Genomic DNA, 18,679 nt, shown 5'->3' with positions numbered 1-18,679 from the left:
GCGGTCGACCGCCAGGTCGGCGGTCATGGCGGCAAGGGGTCGGCGGCCATGGCGGCGAGGGGGTCGCCGTCAGGCCCGGAGGAACTCCAGCACCGCCAGCACCCGCCGGTGGGTCTCCTCGGCCGGCGGCAGGTCCAGCTTCATCAGGATGTTGCCGATGTGCTTGCTCACCGCCGCCTCCGACACCACCAGCTCCCGGCAGATCGCCGCGTTCGACCGCCCCTCCGCCATCAGCGCCAGCACCTCCCGTTCGCGCGGGGTCAGCCGCTCCAGCGGGCTGCGGCGGCGGCGCAGCAGCTGCCGCACCACCTCCGGGTCCACCACCGTGCCCCCGGCCGCCACCGTGCCCAGGGCCGCCACGAACTCCTCGATCTGCCCGATCCGGTCCTTCAGGAGGTAGCCGACCCCGGAGCCGTCCCCCGCCTCCAGCAGCCGGGCCGCGTACGAGTGCTGCACGTACTGGCTGAGCACCAGGACGGGCAGCCCGGGGAAACGCTCGCGCAGCGCGAGGGCGGCGCGCAGCCCCTCGTCGCGCTGGCCCGGCGGCATCCGCACGTCCGTGACCACGAGGTCCGGCCGGTGCTCAGCGACCGCCGTCCGCAGCGCCTCGGCGTCCCCGACGGCGGCCACCACCCGGTACCCGAACCGGGTCAGCAGGCCGATCAGGCCCTCGCGCAGCAGGACGCCGTCCTCGGCCAGCACCACCCGCAGGCCGTCCGTCGTCGGTCCGTCGGTCGTCACGCCACTCCTCGGTCGATCGGGGTGCAGGGGATCTCCACCCGCACCAGGGTCGGTCCGCCGGGCGGACTGCTGACGGACAGTGTGCCGTGCACCACCGCGACCCGGTCGGCCAGCCCGGTCAGTCCGGTGCCGCGCGCCGGGTCGGCGCCGCCGTGGCCGTCGTCCGTCACCTCGATCGTCAACCGGCCCTCCGCGTACCGCCCCTCAACCGTCGCGCTCCTCGCGCCGCTGTGCTTGGCGAGGTTGGCGAGCGCCTCGGCGACGGCGAAGTAGCCGGCCGACTCGACCGGGGCCGGCAGCCGGCCGGGCAGCTCGAAGCGGGTGACGACCGGGACCGGCGAGCGGTCGGCGGCGTCCGCGCAGGCCTCCGGCAGGCCGTGGTCAGTGAGCACCTGCGGGTGGATGCCGTTGATCAACTCCCGTAGTTCGGCGAGGACTTCACCGGCCTCCCGGTGGGCCTCGGCCAGCCGGGCGGCCAGTGGCCCGTCCGTCGGCGCGTCCAGCCGGGCCAGTCCGAGCGCCATGGTCAGTGCCACCAGCCGCTGCTGGGCGCCGTCGTGCAGGTCGCGCTCGATCCGGCGCCGCTCCGCCTCGAAGGCGTCCACCAACCGGGCCCGGGAGCGCACCAGTTCGCCGATCCGCTGCTCCTGCCCGCCGGGCGCCAGCACCAGCCGGACCAGCGCCGCCCGGGCGGCCGCCAGGACGGCCAGCGGGTAGGCGAGCAACGGGAGCAGCAGCAGTCCGGCCAGGCCGAGCAGGGCGGCCACCGTCGGCGAGTGCACCACGACCACCTTGAGCACGTTCACCTGCTCGCCGTCCCGCAGCAGCAGCGGCAGGGCCGCGACCAGATAGCCGGGGACGACGAGGAAGCAGCCCGCCACCACCAGGTCGATCGGCCAGAGCACGAACGCCGCCAGCAGCGCGAAGCCCAGCTCCCGCCAGGTCGCCTGCTCCCGGTAGCGCAGCCGCAACCAGGCGGCCAGGCCCGCTTCCTGCGGGACGAGGTGCGGGTCCGGCACCCGGCCGCCGTCCAGGAAGCGGACCAGCCGCCGCTCCCAGGCGGCGATCGGCACCCCGGCCAGGGCCAGCGCGGCCGCCAGCGGCAGCCCGACCAGCACCACCGCCAGGAGCCCGGCGACCAGCCCCGACAGCAGCAGCCCGAAGCAGAGCAGCAACCCGCTCAGGCCGGTGGCCAGCAGGTACCCGACCGCCCGCCAGGGGGCGTCGGAGCGCAGGAACCCGGCCCGGACCGGCGACGCCCAGCGGCTCCCGGTCCCCGCACCGCCCGCCGTCGCCCCCACCGCCGTCGTGCCCCCGTTCACCGTGCCCCCTCCGTCGCGAAAACCGTCCGGCCCACCCTAGGCACCGGACGGACGTCCAGGCGGTAGGGCCCGGCCTACCTTTCCTCCCGGCACCAGGCACGGCGCGCACCCTCTCCCCCGGCACCAGGCAGGCCCGGCCCGCCTCCCCCGCTCCGGGTGCCCGCCACCGGGGACCTCCCCTACGGGTAGGGCTGCCCCTACCCCGCGGAGTAGGCCCCGGGCTGCTGACCGCCCCCGCCCCCGGCCGGTTCGCTGGACGCCATGAGAACGCTGCGGATCGCCCTCTCCTCCCTGGCCACGCGCTGGCCCTCCCTGCTCGGCGCCTTCCTCGCCCTGGCGCTCGGCACCGCGATGACCGCCGTGATGCTGCTGGGCCTCGCCGCCGCACTCGACGCGCCGCCCGGCGGCGGGGAGTTGGTCTCGCTGGTCGCCGCACTCGGCACCGCGGGCGGGGTGAGCGCGTTCGTCTCGGCGTTCGTCGTCTCCTCCACCTACTCCTACGCCGTCGTCCGGCGCCGCCGCGAGCTCGGCCTGCTCCGGCTGGCCGGGGCCACCCGGGCGCAGGTCCGCCGCACGGTGCTCGCCGAGGCGCTGCTGCTGGGCGCGGCCGCCTCGGCCACCGGCTGCCTGCTCGGCCGGCTCGGCGCGCCCTCGCTCGTCCGGTGGCTGTCCGGGGTCGGCATGGCTCCGCCCGGTTTCGCGCCGAGCGGTGCGGCCTGGCCGCTGCACGCCGCGTTCTGGACCGGCCTGCTCGTCGCCCTGGGCGGGGTCGCGGTGGCCGCCCGCCGCGCGGGCCGGGTCGGCCCGCTGGACGCCCTGCGCGCGGCCGACCTCGACTCCGGGGTGCTGACCCGCGGCCGGCTGCTGCTCGGCCTCGGCCTGTTCCTCACCGCCGCCGCGCTGGCCGGCACCGCGCTCGCCACCGACCCGGCCGACCTGCTGCACCGCAAGACGTACACCACCCAGCCGATGTGGCTGATCTGCGCGGCCGGCCTGCTCTCCCCGCTCCTGGCGCCGCCCCTGGTCCGGGCGCTCGGCCTGCTGCTGCCCACCCGGCTCACCGGCTACCCGGGCCGGCTGGTGCCCGCCAACGCCGCCGCCGCGCTGCGCCGGACGGGCGCGGTGGCCGCGCCGGTGCTGGTGGCGGTGGCGCTGACCGGCTCGCTGGCCGGCGCGCTGGACACGGTGGGCGCCGCCCGGGCCGCCGAGGCCGGGGCCCGGACCGCCGCCGACCTGGTCGTCCGCCCCGCCGGGCCGGCGGCGCCGCTGGTCGCCGCCCTGCGGACCGTCCCCGGGGTGACCGCCGTCTCGGCGACCGCGCCCACGCCGCTGGCCCTCGTCGAGCCGGACGGCGTCACCGTCCGCTCCGAGGCCCGCGCCGCCGACCCGGCCGGGCTGGCCGCCCTCGCCCGCCTCCCCCTGCTGGCCGGCTCCCCGGCCGACCTCGACGACGACTCCCTGGTCCTGCCCGCCGAGTGGGGCCGTACGGTCGGCGAGCCGGTCCCGGTGGTCCGGGCCGACGGCAGCCGGACCGTCCTGCGGGTCGCCGCCGTACTGCGCGACGGCCTCGGCGACAACGGGCTGTACGTGACCGCCGCCAACGCCCCGGGCGCCCGGGTGGACCGCATCGAGGCGCGGCTCGCCCCCGGCACCGACGGCGCGGCCGCCCTCGACCGCGCCCGCGCCGCCCTGCGCCCGTACGGTGCGACGGTGCTCGACCGGGCCGAGGGGCTCGCCCCCTCCCCCGCGGCCGGCCGGATCGCCTGGCTCCGGACCGTCCTGGTGCTCGGCCTGGCGCTCCTCTACACCGCGATCGCGCTCGCCAACACGCTGCTCACCACCACCGGGGACCGCCGCCGCGAACTCGCCCTGCTCCGGCTGGCCGGCGCCACCCGGGGCCAGGTGGTGCGCCTGGTGACCGCCGAGGCGGTGCTGGTGGCGGGGGTCGGCGTGCTGCTCGGGTGCGCCGTGGCCGCCGCCCAACTCGGCGCCATGCACGCCGCGTTGGGCGTCCTCGGCGCGCCCGGGCCGTGGTCGCTGCCGTGGCGCCCGGTGGGGCTGGTGGCGGCCGGTGCGCTGGCCCTGGCGGCCCTGTGCGCCGCCCCGGCGGCCGCCTGGATGCTCCGCCACCGCCCGGTCACGGCCGCCGCCCACTGAGCGGCCCCGCGCGGACCCGCCCGGCACCTCAGCCACCGGTGCCTCAGCTCACCGGCACCGTCGCCGACGGCGCCGCGCCGGCCCCCGTGCCGTCGGCCGCCCGCCCCAGCGCCGCCAGCCGCCGCAGGCTGGCCCGGCGCTGGAGCGCGCTAAGGCCGACGGTCGCCGCGCCGAGCCCCAGCCAGCCGACCGGCCCGGCGGCCATCACCACCCCGGTCAGCAGCAGCGGCCCCACCGACTTCTGCACCGACTGGGACATCCCGGCGACCCCCAGGTACGAGGCCCGGGCGCCGGGCGGGGCCAGCACGACCGCCAGCTCCCAGGAGCTCACCGAGCGCAGCAGCTCCGCCAGGGTGACCAGCATCGCCGCGGCCAGCAGCGCGACCGAGGCCGCCACCGGCCCGGCGCCGGTGGCGAGCGCGATCAGCACGCAGCCCGCCAGCACCGTCACCCCGTACCAGCGCACCGCCGCGGCCGCCCCGAGCGCTCCCTCCGTCCGGGCCGAGACCCGCAGTTGCAGCACCACCACCAGCACCGTGTTGAGGACCAGGAAGACCGGGACGACGGCGTGCGGCGCGCCGGTGTGGTGGACCAGCCAGAGCGGCAGGCCGACGTTGAGGATCGAGTCGTCCAGGTTCAGCGGCATGTCCAGCAGGACGAACCGCAGGTAGCCGCGGTCACGCCAGGGGCTCGGCACGGCGGACGGCGCCCCGGCGGGCTCGTCGCCCGCCTTCGCGGCGACCAGGCCGCGCCCGGACGGCTCCCGGGTGCGCCAGACCAGCACGGCGGCCAGCACGTAGGACAGCGCGTTGGCCAGGATCAGCACCCGGTAGGCGCCCGTGGTCCCCATCGCCAGCCCGATCGCCGCGATGCCCGCGCCCAGCGCGTACCCGGCGTTGGCCACGCTGCGGAACAGCGCCTGGTAGGTGGCCCGCCGCTCGCCCGCCACCCGGGTCGCGAACAGCATCTCCAGCGTCTTGGCGGCCCGCTCGGCCAGGCAGATCAGGGCCACCACGGGCAGCAGCGCGGCGAAGTCGTCGACCACCAGCAGCAGCCCCATCGCGCCCAGCCGCAGCAGGTGGCAGCCGATCAGCAGCCACCGCACCGGCACCCGCTCGGCCGCCCGCCCGGCCAGCGGGGATCCGGCGATCCCCGCCACCGCGCCCACCCCGAGCAGCAGCCCGAGCTGTCGCGCGTCCATCCCGCAGACGTAGGTGAAGTAGAGCACCGAGGCGGCCGCCCACACCCCCGTCCCGGTCCGGTCGACGCACTGCGCCAGCAGCATGATCCGCGCGTCCCGACCGCCCGGCGGCCGCCTCAGCTGCGCTATCAGTCCGTTCCCCCGCATGGCAGGCCCCCGTCCGTGGTGTGGGTCGCGGGTGTCCCGTGAGTCGTCGGGCCGCACGACCGGCATCAATCTCGACATCAAGATACTTCACATCAAGAGACTGACGGAACCCCCGAAAACGCCGGTACCGCGACGCCGGACGAGGAACCCCCCGCCCGAACCGCCTCGACGCGCGGCGGCCGGTGCGCCACACTCTCCCCAGCAGCACCCGCGCTCCCAACGCACCGGCACGACGAAACGACCACCGCACTACGGAGAGCCGATCGGTGACCACTCGCCAACTGCTGGAGCTCGCCTTCTCGTCCGGACGGACCGGTTCCGGACCGGCCACCTGGGGCCAACGGGCCATCTGGGACGCCGTACGACAACTGCCGCCGGCCGACGCGCCGCGCTACAACATCGCCACCGCGGCGCCGCTGGACCCGGGGCTTCCGCTGCCCGTCCTGCTCGCCGCCCTGGAGCGACTGCTGCACCTGCACGACTCGCTGCACACCCGGCTGCTCCCGGACGAGGCCGGCGGCCTGCGCCAGGTCGTCGACGGCGAAGGCACCCTGGGCGTCCACCTGCGACCCGCCGGGGAGCACCAGGACCCGGCCGAAATCGGCGCCCGACTCCACCGGGAGCTGGCCGCGCAGGCCTTCGACACCGCCACCCAGTGGCCGATCCGGATCGGCGCGGTGACGGCGGACGGGCTGGTCCGGCACATCAGCCTGGTGCTCTCGCACACCGCGGTGGACGGCTCCGGGATGAGCCGGCTGGTCGCCGACCTGTCCGCGCTCTGCCTCGGCAGTTCCCCCGAGGAGCTGGCCCAGCTGCGCGAACCCGCCCAACAGCCTTTGGAAGAAGCCGAGTTCCAGACTTCCGAGCGGGGCCTGCGGCGCGACGCGGGCGCCCGCGCCCAGTTCACGCGCAAGCTCCGGCTGGGCCCGGCCCGGCTCTTCCCGCCGGCCGCCGAGCAGCCCGCCCGGTTCCCCAACGCGGTGCTCCGCTCCCCCGCGCTGCCCCGGGCCGCCGAGCGGGTGGCGGCCCGGCACCGGGTCAGCACCGGCTCGGTACTGCTCGCCGCGACGGCCGCGATGACCGCCCGGCTCGCCGGCACCTCCGAGGCCGTACTGAACGTCGTGGTCAACAACCGCTTCCTGCCCGGACTGGCCCACGCGGTGAGCGTGGTCGCGGGCGACGGGCTGTTCCACCTCCCGGACGCCACGGGCGACTTCGGGGAGGTGGTGCGGCGCACCCACGCCGCCGCGATCGGCACCTACCGCCACGCGTACTACGACAAGCTGGCGCTGGCCGCCGAGACCGACCGGCTCACCACCGAGGGGGTCCGACTGGCCGACCGCTCCTGCGTGTTCAACGACACCAGGGAACTGCTCCCGGCCACCGCCGACCCCGGCGGCGACCGGACCACCCTCACCTGGCCGGTGGAGTTCGAGCCCCGCCCGGGCCTGACGTACGCCCTGGACGCCCTGCAGTCCGCCGAGGCGCTGAGCCTGGCCATGACGGCGGACCCGTCCGTGCTGCCGCGCCCGGCGATGGAGCGGTTCCTGTACGGCATCGAGGAGTTGATCCTCACCGAGGCCGCAACGGACGCCCGAACGGACACCGCCGCGACGGAACCCGCGACCGGCCCCGCGACCGCCGATCACGCTTGAACCTGACACTGGTGTCAGGTTCTACCGTACCGGCATGACCACGACCACCACCTCCTCCCTGCTCACCCCGTACCGCCTCGGCCGGCTCGACCTGCCGAACCGCGTCGTCATGGCTCCGATGACGCGGTACCGAGCCGCCGAGGACGGCACGCCGCTGCCCGTCGTCGCCGAGCACTACGCCCAGCGCGCCGGCGCCGGCCTGATCGTCACCGAGGGCATCTGGCCCAGCCGGCAGGGCCAGTCCGGCTGGCGCCTGCCCGGCCTGGAGACGCCCGCGCACGCGGCCGGCTGGCGCGCGGTGACCGAGGCCGTGCACGCCGCCGGCGGGCGGATCGCCGCCCAGCTGATGCACGGCGGGCGCCAGGGCCACCCGCTCAACCGGCTGCTCGGCGACGTCCCGGCCGGCCCCTCCGCCGTGCCCGCCCCGGGCCCGGTGCACGTCAAGGACGGCGGCAAGGCCGAGGCCGTCACCCCGCGCGCGATGACCCGCGAGGAGATCCACCGGACGATCGCCGACCACGTGGACTCCGCCCGCCTGGCCCTCGCGGCCGGCTTCGACGCCGTCGAACTGCACGGCGCCAACTCCTACCTGATCCACCAGTTCCTGGCCGACAACACCAACCTGCGCACCGACGAATACGGCCCCCGCACCCTCGCCGACCGGCTGCGCTTCCCGATCGAGCTGGTGACCGCCGTCGCCGAGGCCGTCGGCCCCGACCGCCTCGGCCTGCGGCTCTCCCCCGGCAACCCGCAGTTCGGCATGTACGAGGCCGACCCCGCACCGGTCTACCGCGCGCTGCTCGCCGAACTGGACGGCCTCGGCCTGGCCTACCTCCACCTCACCGACAACGACGACTACCCGGCCCTGGCCGACCTGCGCCCGCGCTGGTCCGGTCCGCTGATCGGCAACGTCGGCGAGAACCGTGCCGCCACCGACCGCGAGCGCGGCGAGGCGGTGCTGGCCGCCGGCCTGGCCGACCTGGTCTCCTACGGCCGCGCCTTCATCGCCAACCCCGACCTGCCGGAGCGGTTCGCCGCCGACGCCCCGCTCGCCCCCGTCGACCCCACCCACCTCTACGGCCAGGAGGCCACCGGCTACACCGACTACCCGCGGTTCCGGCCGGCCGACCGCCCCTGATCCCGCCAGGGCGACCCCGTCCTGACCGGATGTCAGTACCACCCGCTATGGTCGGCCCCGAACGATCCCAGTACGAACAGCACCACCGTCACCAGGGGGCACCACCATGACCGCACCGGGCACCGGCCCGCTCACCACCGCCGACCTCGTCGAGGGCTGGCGCCGGGCGGGCGTCCGCGAGGGCATGGCGCTGATCGTGCACTCCTCGCTCTCCAGCCTCGGCCGGGTCGAGGGCGGCGCGGCGGCCGTGGTGGCCAGTCTGCGCGAGGCGGTCGGGCCCGGCGGCACCGTCGCCGCGCCCACCTTCACCACCGACACGGTCCGCGACCCGGCCCCCGGGCACACCGGACCGCCCGGCCCCGAGCTCGCCGAGCTCCGGGCCGGCGTCCCGCTGTTCCACCCCGGGCTGCCCTCCGCCACCGGCGCGGTGGCGGAGGCGCTGCGCGCCCTGCCGGAGAGCCTCCGCAGCACCCACCCGCAGGTCTCGGTCGCCGCCGTCGGCGCGCACGCCAGGGAGGTCACCGCCCGGCGCTCACTCGGCTTCGCCGTCGGCCGGGAGTCGCCGTTCGGCGCGCTGCACGACCTCGGCGGGCACGTGCTGCTGGTCGGCGTCGGCCACGACCGCAACACCTTCCTGCACTACGCCGAGACCTTCGCCCCCAACCGCCGGCTCAAGCTCCGCCGCTTCCCGATGGCGATCCAGGGCGAGCGGGTCTGGATCGAGGCGCCGGACGTGGCGGACGACAACGGCACCCACTTCCCGGTGGTGGGGCGGGAGTTCGAGGAGTGGGCGGGCATCCGGGAGGTCCTGGTCGGCAGCGCGCCCTGCCGGCTGCTCCCGGTCCGCGACCTCATACCCTTCGCCGTCCGCCGCCTCACCGAACTGCTGGCGGCGGACGGCCCGGGAGCGGCGTAGGTCCGGGCCCGCGGTCCCCGCCGTACGCGCGGAACCGCCGGCCCGTTCCCCCGTACCGTCAGTGACGGGCTTCGTGCGCCGAGGCGGCCTCCTGGATCTTCTTCCAGGACTTCGGCTCGGCGGGCAGCCGCCCCGCGTCCGCACCGGCGCCCGGTGCCACCGAGGCCACGGCCGCCGCCCCCGGCGGCACCGGCCCGACGGCCGGCTTGCCCGGGGTGAACAGCCAGGTGTTCAGCACGTCGCCGAGCTTCTTCCCGGAGACCTTCTCCGCGTACGCCTGGAACTCCGGAATGGTGGCGTTGCCGTAGCGGCGCTCGGTCGGCCAGCCCTTCAGGATCCGGAAGAAACTCTCGTCCCCGACGGCGTTGCGCAGCGCCTGGACGGCCACCGCGCCACGGTAGTACACCGCGGCGGAGAACTGGTTGTCCTCACCCGGGTCGCCCGGCTTCACGCTCCAGAACGGGTCGTCGGCCGGACGCGAGGCGTAGACGTAGTCGGCCAGTTCCTGCGCGGTACCCTCGTTCTCGTGCTCGGACCAGAGGAACTGGGCGTACTGGGCGAAGCCCTCGTTCAGCCAGATGTCGCTCCAGCGGGAGAGCGAGACGCTGTCGCCGTACCACTGGTGGGCCAGCTCGTGCACGACCACCTGGGTGTTGGAGCCGCGGGTGAACATCCCGGGGCCGTAGAAGATCCGGGTCTGGGTCTCCAGGGCGCCACTGGCCTGGACGTTGGGGACGTAGCCGCCGACGGAGCTGAACGGGTACTCGCCGAGGTAGCCGCTCAGCCAGTCGACCAGCTCACCGGTGCGCTCGACGCTCGCCCGCGCGGCGGCGGCGTTCTCCCCCAGGTCCTTGCTGTACGCGTTGTAGACCGGCAGCCCGCCCGCCGTGGTGTCCGTGGTGATGTCGAACCTGCCGATCGCCAGAGTCGCCAGGTACGTCGCCTGCGGCTTGTTCTCACGCCAGTTGTAGCGGGTCCAGCCCGCCTGCGAGCTGGTTCCGGTCAGCACCCCGTTGCTGATCACCTGGCTGCCGTCCGGCACCAGCACCGAGACGTCGAAGGTCGCCTTGTCACTCGGGTGGTCGTTGCCCGGGAACCACCACCCGGCCGACACGGGCTCGCCGGCCACCACCGCACCGTCCGGCGTACGGCGCCAGGCGGCGTAGCCGCCGTACTTCTTCACCGTGGACGGCACGTCCTGGTAGCGCACCACCACGGTGGCCTGGGACCCCTTGGCCAGCTGCCGGGCCGGGGTGACCTCCAGCTCCTGGTCGCCGCTGGTGGCGAAGGCCGCGAGCCGCCCGTTGACCCGGACCTCCGAGACGTTCAGCGCGAAGTCGAGGTTGAACCGGGACAGGTCCTCGGTGGCCGTGGCGAGGATGGTCGTGGTGCCCTCCAACCGGTCGGTGGCGGGCTGGTACTTCAGTCGGATGTCGTAGTGCGAGACGCGGTAGCCGCCGTTGCCGAGAGTCGGGTAGTACGGGTCACCGACGCCGTCCGCGCCGGGTCGGAAGCCGGAAGCCGAGGCGGGGACGGCCAGGAACAGGCTCAGGGCGCTGGCAGCAGAGACGATCAGCCTCTTGCGCACGTGGTCCTCCAGGATTCATCGGATCGACGGGATCGACCGATCCCTGTCCTGAGAACCCCGCCCCCATTCCCCTCCGGTGAGATGTTCATGAAAAGAAACGCGCCGACATGACGGCTCCGCAGCGGTGCCGCGAAGCCGTCATGACCCGTGCGCGAAGCCGGTGGCGCCTATGGCATGACGCCCGGTCAGCTGTGCGCCTCGTGCGCCGAGTTGGTGTCCTGGATCTTCTTCCAGGACTTCGGCTCGGCGGGCAGCTGCCCCGCGTCCGCACCGGCGCCCGGTGCCAGCGAGGCCACGGCCGCCGCCCCCGGGGGCACCGGCCCGACGGCCGGCTTGCTCGGGGTGAACAGCCAGGTGTTCAGCACGTCGCCGAGCTTCTTCCCGGAGACCTTCTCCGCGTACGCCTGGAACTCCGGGATGGTGGCGTTGCCGTAGCGGCGCTCGGTCGGCCAGCCCTTGAGGATCTGGAAGAACTTCTCGTCCCCGACGGCGTTGCGCAGCGCCTGGACGGCCACCGCGCCGCGCTCGTAGACGGCGCTGGAGAACTGGTTGTCCGGGCCCGGGTCACCCGGCTTGATGGTCCAGAACGGGTCGTCGGCCGGGTGCGAGGCGTAGACGTAGTCCGCCAACTCCTGCGCGGTGCCCTCGTTCTCGTGCTCGGACCAGAGGAACTGCGCGTACCGGGCGAAGCCCTCGTTCAGCCAGATGTCGCTCCAGCGCGACAGCGAGACGCTGTCGCCGTACCACTGGTGGGCCAGCTCGTGCACGACCACCGAGGTGTTGGAGCCCTTGGCGAACTGCCGGGGGCTGTAGAAGATCCGGGTCTGGGTCTCCAGGGCGTAGCCGGTCGGGACGTTGGGGACGTAGCCGCCGACCGAGCTGAACGGGTACTCGCCGAGGTAGCCGCTCAGCCAGTCGACCAGCTCGCCGGTGCGCTCGACGCTCGCCCGCGCCGCGTCGGCGTTGTCGCCGAGGTCCTTGCTGTAGGCGTTGTAGACCGGCAGCCCGCTCGCCGTGGTGTCCCGGGTGATGTCGAACTTGCCGATCGCCAGGGTCGCCAGGTACGTCGCCTGCGGCTTGTTCTCACGCCAGCTGTAGCGGGTCCAGCCGGCCTGGGACGACGTACCGGCCAGCACGCCGTTGCTGATCACCTGGTTGCCGTCCGGCACCAGCACCGAGACGTCGTAGGTGGCCTTGTCGCTCGGGTGGTCGTTGCTCGGGAACCACCACCAGGCCGCCTCGGGCTCGTTGGCCGCCACCGCGCCGTCCGGGGTGCGGTGCCAGCTGGTGAAGCCGTACTTCTTCACCGTGGAGGGCACGCCCTTGTACCGCACCACCACGGTGGCCTGGGAGCCCTTGGCCAGCGGCCGGGCCGGGGTGATCTCCAGCTCCTGGTCGCCGCTGGTGGTGAAGGCCGCGAGCCGCCCGTTGACCCGGACCTCCGAGACGTTCAGCGCGAAGTCGAGGTTGAACCGGGACAGGTCCTGGGTCGCCGTGGCCAGGATGGTGGCGGTGCCCTCCAGTTCGTCGGTGGCGGGCTGGTACTTCAGCCGGATGTCGTAGTGCGAGACGTCGTAACCGCCGTTGCCGTATGTCGGGTAGTACGAGTCGCCGACCCCGGCCGTGCCGGCCCGGAAGTCGGAAGCCGAGGCGGGGACGGCCAGGAACAGGCTCAGGGCACTGGCAGCAGAGACGATCAGCCTCTTGCGCACGTGGTCCTCCAGGGATCACCGGAACGATTGGGTCGGATCGATCCTTGTCCCGGAAGCCCCGCCTCCACTCCCCTCCGGTGAGATGTTCATGAAAAGAAACGCGCCGACATGACGGCTTCGCAGTGGCGCCGCGAAGCCGTCACATCTCCTCACCCGCCCCTCCCGTCACTCACGTCCCGAGCGCCACCGGCGCCCGCACCAGCGAGCCGTACTCCGTCCACGAGCCGTCGTAGTTCTTCACGTGCGGGTACCCGAGCAGCTCGGTGAGCGCGAACCAGGTGTGCGCGGACCGCTCGCCGATCCGGCAGTACGCGATCACCTCGCGCTCCGACTCCACGCCCCGGCCCCCGTAGAGCGCCCGCAGCTCCTCCGCCGAGCGGAACGTCCCGTCGTCGTTGGCCGCCTGCGACCAGGGGATGTTGACCGCGCCCGGGATGTGCCCGGGCACCTGCGCCTGCTCCTGCGGCAGGTGCGGGGGCGCGATCAGCTCGCCCCGGAACTCGGCCGGCGAGCGGACGTCCACCAGCACCGAATCCGCCCCGGGCTTGGCGAACACCTCGGCCTTGGCCAGGACCTCGTCCCGCAGCGCCCGCAGCTCCGGCCGTTCGGGCCCGCTGAGCCGGTAGCCGGTGTGCTGGTAGTCCATCACCTCGGGGGTCAGCTCCCGGCCCTCCAGCTCCCACTTCTTGCGCCCGCCGTCCAGCAGCCGCACCGGGCCGAAGCCGCGCAGCCGCAACAGCCAGTAGGCGTAGGCGGCGAACCAGTTGTTGTTGCCGCCGTAGAGCACCACGGTGGTGTCGTCCTCGACCCCGGCCGCCCGCAGCAGGTGCTGGACGCCGTCGCGGTCGACGTAGTCCCGGCCGACCCGGCTGTGCAGATCGGTGGTCCAGTTCCAGCCCACCGCGCCGGGGATGTGGTCCCGGTCGTAGGCCTGTGTGTCCTCGTCCACCTCGACGACCCGGATCGTCCCGTCGTCCAGGTGGTGGGCCAGCCAGTCGGTGCGGACCAACGTCTCGGGGTGCGCGTAGCCGTTGCCGGTCATCCCAGGCCCTCCTTCGCTCTGCCCAGGCCGCGGAGCCCGACCACGGGCACAGCGGGCCGCACGACGACAGCGGGCCGTACGACGACGGCGGGGCACAGGGGCACGGCGGGGCGCCGGCGACCGGGCCGGACAGTTCGAACCTACGCCGCCCGTCCGGCCCGGGCCACCCCGGGGAGGGCCGGGCCGGTCAGCCGTTCGCCGCCCCGTCGAGCCGCGCCACGTAGTACAGGTTCAGCACGTCCCCCTCGACCCGCTTCGCCTCGACCGACCGGAACCCGGCCGTCGCCAGCATCCGCCGCGCCGTCTGCTCGCCCCAGACCGTCCCGAGCCCCTCCCCGCCCTCACCGAGCGAGACCGTCATGCAGTAGAAGGTCGAGAAGGTGTAGAGCGCGGGCGCCAGCGGGTGGCCGATGTTCTCCGCCAGCTCACTGCTGGCGGCGATGTCGCCCATCAGGAAGACGCCGTCGGGCCGCAGCGCGCCCGCGATCGCGGCCAGCGTGCGGGTCGGACGGGCCAGGTCGTGGATCACGTCGAAGGCGGTGACCAGGTCGTACTCCCCGGTCAGCGTGGCCGAGTCGGCGACCTCGAACCGGGCGTTGCGCAGGCCCAGTTCGGCCGCCGACGCGCGGGCCGCGGCGATCCCCTCCTCGGAGATGTCGATGCCGGTGAAGCGGCTCTCCGGGAACGCCCGGGCGAGCACCGTGACGGCGTGGCCCTGCCCGGTGCCGATGTCCACCGCGTCGATCCCGGCCCGCAGCCGCTCGGTCAGCCCGTCCACCAGCGGCACGATCGCGTCCACCAGCGCCAGGTCGTACACTCGGGCGGTCTCCTCGGCCTGGAGCCGCTGGAACCGCGGGTACGCCGAGTAGGGCATCCCGCCGCCGGTGCGGAAGTGCCCGAGCAGCTCCTGCTCGACCTCGCCCATCATCGCGAGGAAGGGCATCATCCCGGCCAGGTTGTCCGGCCCGGCGGCCCTGGTCAGTGACGCCGCGTGCTCGGGCGGCAGCACGTAGGTGCGCTCCGCCGGGTCGTACTCCACGAACCCGGCGACGACCATGCAGCCCAGCCACTCGCGCACGTAGCGCTCGTCGAGCCCGGCGGCCCGGGCGATCTCCTCACCGGTCGAGGGGGCGAGCCCGGCCATCAGGTCGAACAGCCCGGTCTGGTGGCCGATGCTGGTCATCAGCCCCAGGCAGGCGTCGTTGAGGACCTCCAGCACGCGCCCGCCGAATTCCTCCTGCTTCACCGCGTCCAGTTCCCGTACGGACATGGCTTCCTCCTCCGCGGCCGGGACGGCGCCCCCTCCCCAGTCACGCTACGCCACTCACCCGAACGGCCCCACAGGAAGTGCGGCGGGGCCGGTTCCGGTCGGTCCGCCGGCTCCCGGACCGACCGGATCCGCGGTGACCGCGCGCTCAGGAGAAGACGACGGAGCGCAGCTTCAGCCGGTCGCCGAGCTTCTTGCCGGGGCTCATCACGTAGAACACGTCACCCGCGCAGCCGAAGTCCAGGAAGACCGTGGCCGTGGAGCGGGTGAGGTTCTCCGGCGCGAAGCCCGGGGCCTCCTCGGTCGTCCACGGCAGGTCGACGCACTCGCGGCTCTCCGGGTCCGCCAGGCCGGTGCGGACCCCGGGGCCGACCTTGTAGAGGAAGTCGCCCTCCGCGGCGTTGGCCGAGAACGGAACGGCGAGGACGAGGGCAATGGCGCTGGCGGCGGCGAGCACGGCGTTGCGGAGACGCATGGGTGAGGGCCTTTCAGGTGGTACGCGGCGGTACCCGGTTTATTGATGTGATATCACCCTAGAGGCCCAAAATCCGCAGAAACGGTTCTTCCAACCCACCCGTTCGAGTGGTTTAAGGGTCGAAACCGCTACCCGTAGAAAACCCGCTCAGTTCGGCGGGGCCGTGAAGCAGTACCCCGAGTCGACCAGCACCGGCAGGTACGTCTTCAACGCCGCCACCGTCTGCGACCGGTCCCCGCCGCCGTCGTGGTTGAGCACGATCGACCCGGGCCGGACGCCCTTGAGGATCCGGTCGATGATCGCCGGGGTCCCGGGCCGGGCCCAGTCCCGGGGGTCCACCGACCAGGCCATGTTCCGCATCCCGAGGTCGGCGGCCACCCGGAGCGAGGCCGTGGACCAGTCCCCGCCCGGCGCCCGGAACCAGGTCGGCTGCCGGCCGGTCGCCCGGTGCAGCAGGTCGGAGGTGCGTTCCAGCTCGTCCCGCACCTTGGCCTCGGACAGGTGCCGCAGGTCGGGATGGGTCCAGGTGTGGTTGGCGATGTGGTGGCCGCGGTCCGCGATCTCCCGGACCAGCGCGGGGTGCTCGGCCGCGTTCTCGCCGATCAGGAAGAACGTCGCCCTGATCCCGTACTGCTCGAACAGCGCCAGCACGGTCGGCGTGTGCCGCGGGTCCGGGCCGTCGTCGATGGTGAGCGCCACCACCTTCCGCTCCGGATCCAGGTCGTACACCGGTTTGCTCTCCGCCTCGGTGAGCGCCCGGCGCACCGGCACCGCACTCGGCACGGCGGCGGACGGGGCCGCCGCGGACGGCGTACCCGCCGGGGCCGCCGACGCCGCGGCCGGTACGGCACCCGGCCCGGCCGGCACCCCCTCCGGCCCCACCGGAACGGCGGGGACGACCGCCTCGTCCACCCCCGCCGCCGCACCGCCCTCCCCGTCGCTCCAGGTGCTCCGACATCCGGCGGCCGCGCCCAGGAGGGACATTCCAGCCGCAACCAGCAACAATCTACGCGAAGTAATCTGACGATCTGACAGCATTCTGAATGCATCCCCCGGCCGCCACCGCCCTTCCCGATCACCACTCCGACGGCCTACGGTCCCGCCCTCCCCCGCCCCTTCACAGCCCTTCCCCGACCGGACGCTCCGCCTCCCCGGGAGCCGCTACGCTGTGCCTTCCCCAGTGTGATGATCTGCCATCAGAGGACGTGGCCATGACGACAAGTCAGGACTTCCCCCACCAGGGCCCGCGGGACGACGACGCCGAGCTCAGCCAGTGGGAACGTTTCGGCGTCGACACCACCACCCCGCACTCCGCGCGCGTGTACGACTACTGGCTGGGCGGTAAGACCAACTTCCCGCCGGACCGCGCCATGGGGCAGGCCATCGAGCAGGCCGTACCGAGCGTCAAGGCGATGGCCAAGGCCAACCGGGCCTTCCAGGGCCGGGCCGTCCGCTACCTGGCCCGGGAGCACGGCATCCGCCAGTTCCTCGACCTCGGCACCGGCATCCCGACCTCGCCGAACACCCACGAGATCGCCGAGGCGGTCAGCCCGGGGACCAGGGTGGTCTACGTCGACAACGACCCGATCGTGCTCGCCCACGCCCGCGCGCTGATGGTCTCCACCCCGGCCAGCCGCACCACCTACATCCACGCCGACCTGCGCGAGCCCGCGGAGCTGTTCGCCGACCCGGCGCTCACCGCCACCCTCGACCTCACCCAGCCCGTCGGCCTGCTGATGATCGCCGTGCTGATGCTGATCGCCGACGAGGACGACCCGTGGGGCCGGGTCGCCGCGCTGCGCGACGCCCTGCCGGCCGGCAGCTGCATCGCGCTGACCACCCCCACCCCGGACTTCGACCCGGAGGCCGTCGGCAAGGTCGCCGAGGCCGCCCGGGCCGGCGGGATGACCCTGGTCCCGCGCGGCTACGACGACGTGGTGCGCTTCTTCGACGGCTGGGAGCTGGTCGAGCCGGGCGTCGCCCCGGTACTGGCCTGGCGCCCGGACGGCGAGCCCCCGGCCGACCCGAAGGCCGCGTACTACTGGGGCGGCGTCGCGATCAAGCGCTGACCCGGTCGAACACCGGGTGGGGCGCGGGCCGTCCCACCCGGCTCACTTCAGCAGCCGCGACAACCGCCGGTCCGCCAACGGCTTGCCCCCGGTCTGACAGGTCGGGCAGTACTGGAGCGAGGAGTCCGCGAAGGACACCTCCCGGATGGTGTCGCCGCACACCGGACAGGGCTCACCGGTCCGGCCGTGCACCCGCAGCCCGAGCTTCTTCTCCGCCTTCAGCTCCCCCGCCGCCAACCCGTGCGAACGCTCCACCGCCTCGCGCAACGTGCCACCGAGCGCCTCGTACAACCGGGCCACCTCGTCCTCGGTCAGGCTCGCGGCCTGCTTGTACGGCGACATCCGGGCCGCGTGCAGAACCTCGTCCGAATAGGCGTTGCCCACCCCCGCCAGCACGCTCTGGTCCCGCAGCACCCCCTTGAGCCGCCGCCGGTCACCCCGCAGCAACGCGGCGAAGTCCGCCAGCGCGAAGGCCGGGTCCAACGGATCCGGACCGAGCCGCGCCACCCCCGGCACCTCCCCCGGATCCCGCACCACATAGACCGCCAGCCCCTTCTTCGACCCCGCCTCGGTCAGGTCGAACCCCTCCCCGGCCTCACCCTCCAACCGCACCCGCAACGCCAGCGGATTGCGCGGCCCCGGCCGCGGCGGCTCGACGGGCAGGCCCTCCTTCCACCGCAACCAGCCCGCGCGGGCCAGGTGGACCACCAGGTGCAGCCCCTCCACCTCGATGTCCAGGAACTTGCCACGCCTGGTCACCGCCCCGACCGTCCGCCCCTCCAACTCCCCCATCGGCGGGTCGTACGTCTTCAACGCACTGATCGCCACCGGCAGCACCCGGGCGATCACCCGCCCGGTCAACCGCTCGGACAGAAAGGCACTCAGTGCCTCGACCTCAGGCAACTCCGGCATGCGCCCAGTCTCCCCCGCCCCACCCCCACCCGCGCGCCCACACAAGACCCACCAGCCCCCCACGCCCCCACCCACCCCAGCAGCAGGCACCCCCCACCCCCAGCAGGCGTCCCACCAGCAGGACATCCCCCACCCACCCCAGCAGCAGGCACCCCCCACCCCCAGCAGGCGTCCCACCAGCAGGACATCCCCCACCCACCCCAGCAGCAGGCACCCCCACCCCCCACCCCCTCCCTCCCCCAGCGAGAGGGACGCGCTGCGGAAGGGGGCGGCGCAGGGGGTGGGTGCGGAGAGGGGCGTGACGGGTGATTTTCAGACTGCCAACGCTCCCCAGCCC

At 74.2% G+C, this 18,679-nt stretch carries 15 protein-coding genes; 5 read left to right on the top strand and 10 right to left on the bottom strand.

All coding sequences use genetic code 11. The features are described 5' to 3' along the window. Positions 1-69 precede the first annotated feature (69 nt). Positions 70-702, bottom strand: coding sequence for a response regulator (locus tag ACFY0X_RS00075; protein WP_387748031.1), 633 nt, complete (start codon positions 700-702; stop codon positions 70-72). A gap of 35 nt (positions 703-737) precedes the next feature. Next, positions 738-2,063, bottom strand: coding sequence for a sensor domain-containing protein (locus ACFY0X_RS00070; protein ID WP_387746968.1), 1,326 nt, complete (start codon positions 2,061-2,063; stop codon positions 738-740). 261 nt (positions 2,064-2,324) lie between these two features. On the opposite strand from ACFY0X_RS00070, the gene ACFY0X_RS00065 reads away from it, so the two are divergent. Further along, complete coding sequence (locus ACFY0X_RS00065) at positions 2,325-4,220, top strand: FtsX-like permease family protein (protein ID WP_387746965.1); 1,896 nt, start codon at positions 2,325-2,327, stop codon at positions 4,218-4,220. Positions 4,221-4,263: 43 nt separating this feature from the next. Here the strand turns inward: ACFY0X_RS00065 and ACFY0X_RS00060 are convergent, their stop codons facing one another. Beyond that, positions 4,264-5,505 carry an MFS transporter gene (locus ACFY0X_RS00060; RefSeq protein ID WP_387746962.1) on the bottom strand — a complete coding sequence of 414 codons (1,242 nt, stop codon included), beginning with the start codon at positions 5,503-5,505 and terminating at the stop codon, positions 4,264-4,266. 329 nt (positions 5,506-5,834) lie between these two features. Between ACFY0X_RS00060 and ACFY0X_RS00055 the strand changes: the two genes are divergently transcribed. From ACFY0X_RS00055 to ACFY0X_RS00045, 3 genes are all read left to right on the top strand, one after another. Beyond that, positions 5,835-7,223, top strand: a complete 1,389-nt coding sequence (locus ACFY0X_RS00055; protein ID WP_387746959.1) for a condensation domain-containing protein — start codon at positions 5,835-5,837, stop codon at positions 7,221-7,223. 34 nt (positions 7,224-7,257) lie between these two features. Then, positions 7,258-8,361, top strand: a complete 1,104-nt coding sequence (locus ACFY0X_RS00050; RefSeq protein ID WP_387746956.1) for an alkene reductase — start codon at positions 7,258-7,260, stop codon at positions 8,359-8,361. Between the two features lie 106 nt (positions 8,362-8,467). Then, on the top strand, positions 8,468-9,277 hold the full coding sequence (locus tag ACFY0X_RS00045) for an aminoglycoside N(3)-acetyltransferase (protein ID WP_387746954.1): 810 nt from the start codon (positions 8,468-8,470) through the stop codon (positions 9,275-9,277). A 58-nt stretch (positions 9,278-9,335) separates the two neighbouring features. Here the strand turns inward: ACFY0X_RS00045 and ACFY0X_RS00040 are convergent, their stop codons facing one another. The 6 genes from ACFY0X_RS00040 to ACFY0X_RS00015 all read right to left on the bottom strand — a co-directional run bounded on the left by ACFY0X_RS00040 (position 9,336) and on the right by ACFY0X_RS00015 (position 16,345). Further along, the gene (locus ACFY0X_RS00040; protein ID WP_387746951.1) at positions 9,336-10,865 is read right to left on the bottom strand and encodes a M1 family metallopeptidase; all 1,530 of its coding nucleotides are present in this window, start codon (positions 10,863-10,865) and stop codon (positions 9,336-9,338) included. Between the two features lie 185 nt (positions 10,866-11,050). Continuing rightward, the gene (locus ACFY0X_RS00035) at positions 11,051-12,577 is read right to left on the bottom strand and encodes a M1 family metallopeptidase (protein ID WP_387746949.1); all 1,527 of its coding nucleotides are present in this window, start codon (positions 12,575-12,577) and stop codon (positions 11,051-11,053) included. Positions 12,578-12,746: 169 nt separating this feature from the next. Beyond that, on the bottom strand, positions 12,747-13,619 hold the full coding sequence (locus ACFY0X_RS00030; protein WP_387746947.1) for a sulfurtransferase: 873 nt from the start codon (positions 13,617-13,619) through the stop codon (positions 12,747-12,749). Positions 13,620-13,806: 187 nt separating this feature from the next. Then, positions 13,807-14,889 carry a class I SAM-dependent methyltransferase gene (locus tag ACFY0X_RS00025; protein ID WP_387746945.1) on the bottom strand — a complete coding sequence of 361 codons (1,083 nt, stop codon included), beginning with the start codon at positions 14,887-14,889 and terminating at the stop codon, positions 13,807-13,809. Between the two features lie 145 nt (positions 14,890-15,034). Next, the gene (locus tag ACFY0X_RS00020; RefSeq protein WP_387746943.1) at positions 15,035-15,361 is read right to left on the bottom strand and encodes a hypothetical protein; all 327 of its coding nucleotides are present in this window, start codon (positions 15,359-15,361) and stop codon (positions 15,035-15,037) included. A 147-nt stretch (positions 15,362-15,508) separates the two neighbouring features. After that, a complete protein-coding gene (locus ACFY0X_RS00015; RefSeq protein WP_387746940.1) occupies positions 15,509-16,345 on the bottom strand; it encodes a polysaccharide deacetylase family protein in 837 nt (278 codons plus the stop codon). Between the two features lie 227 nt (positions 16,346-16,572). On the opposite strand from ACFY0X_RS00015, the gene ACFY0X_RS00010 reads away from it, so the two are divergent. Then, on the top strand, positions 16,573-17,430 hold the full coding sequence (locus ACFY0X_RS00010) for an SAM-dependent methyltransferase (protein ID WP_387746937.1): 858 nt from the start codon (positions 16,573-16,575) through the stop codon (positions 17,428-17,430). Between the two features lie 42 nt (positions 17,431-17,472). Here the strand turns inward: ACFY0X_RS00010 and ACFY0X_RS00005 are convergent, their stop codons facing one another. After that, the gene (locus tag ACFY0X_RS00005; protein WP_387746934.1) at positions 17,473-18,342 is read right to left on the bottom strand and encodes an Fpg/Nei family DNA glycosylase; all 870 of its coding nucleotides are present in this window, start codon (positions 18,340-18,342) and stop codon (positions 17,473-17,475) included. Between the last annotated feature and the right edge of the window lie 337 nt (positions 18,343-18,679).

The sequence above is a fragment of the Kitasatospora sp. NPDC001547 genome (assembly GCF_042894165.1).
Classification (GTDB): domain Bacteria; phylum Actinomycetota; class Actinomycetes; order Streptomycetales; family Streptomycetaceae; genus Kitasatospora.
The sequence above is the reverse complement of the archived record's forward strand: the minus strand, read 5'-3'. Positions and strand labels throughout refer to the sequence as shown.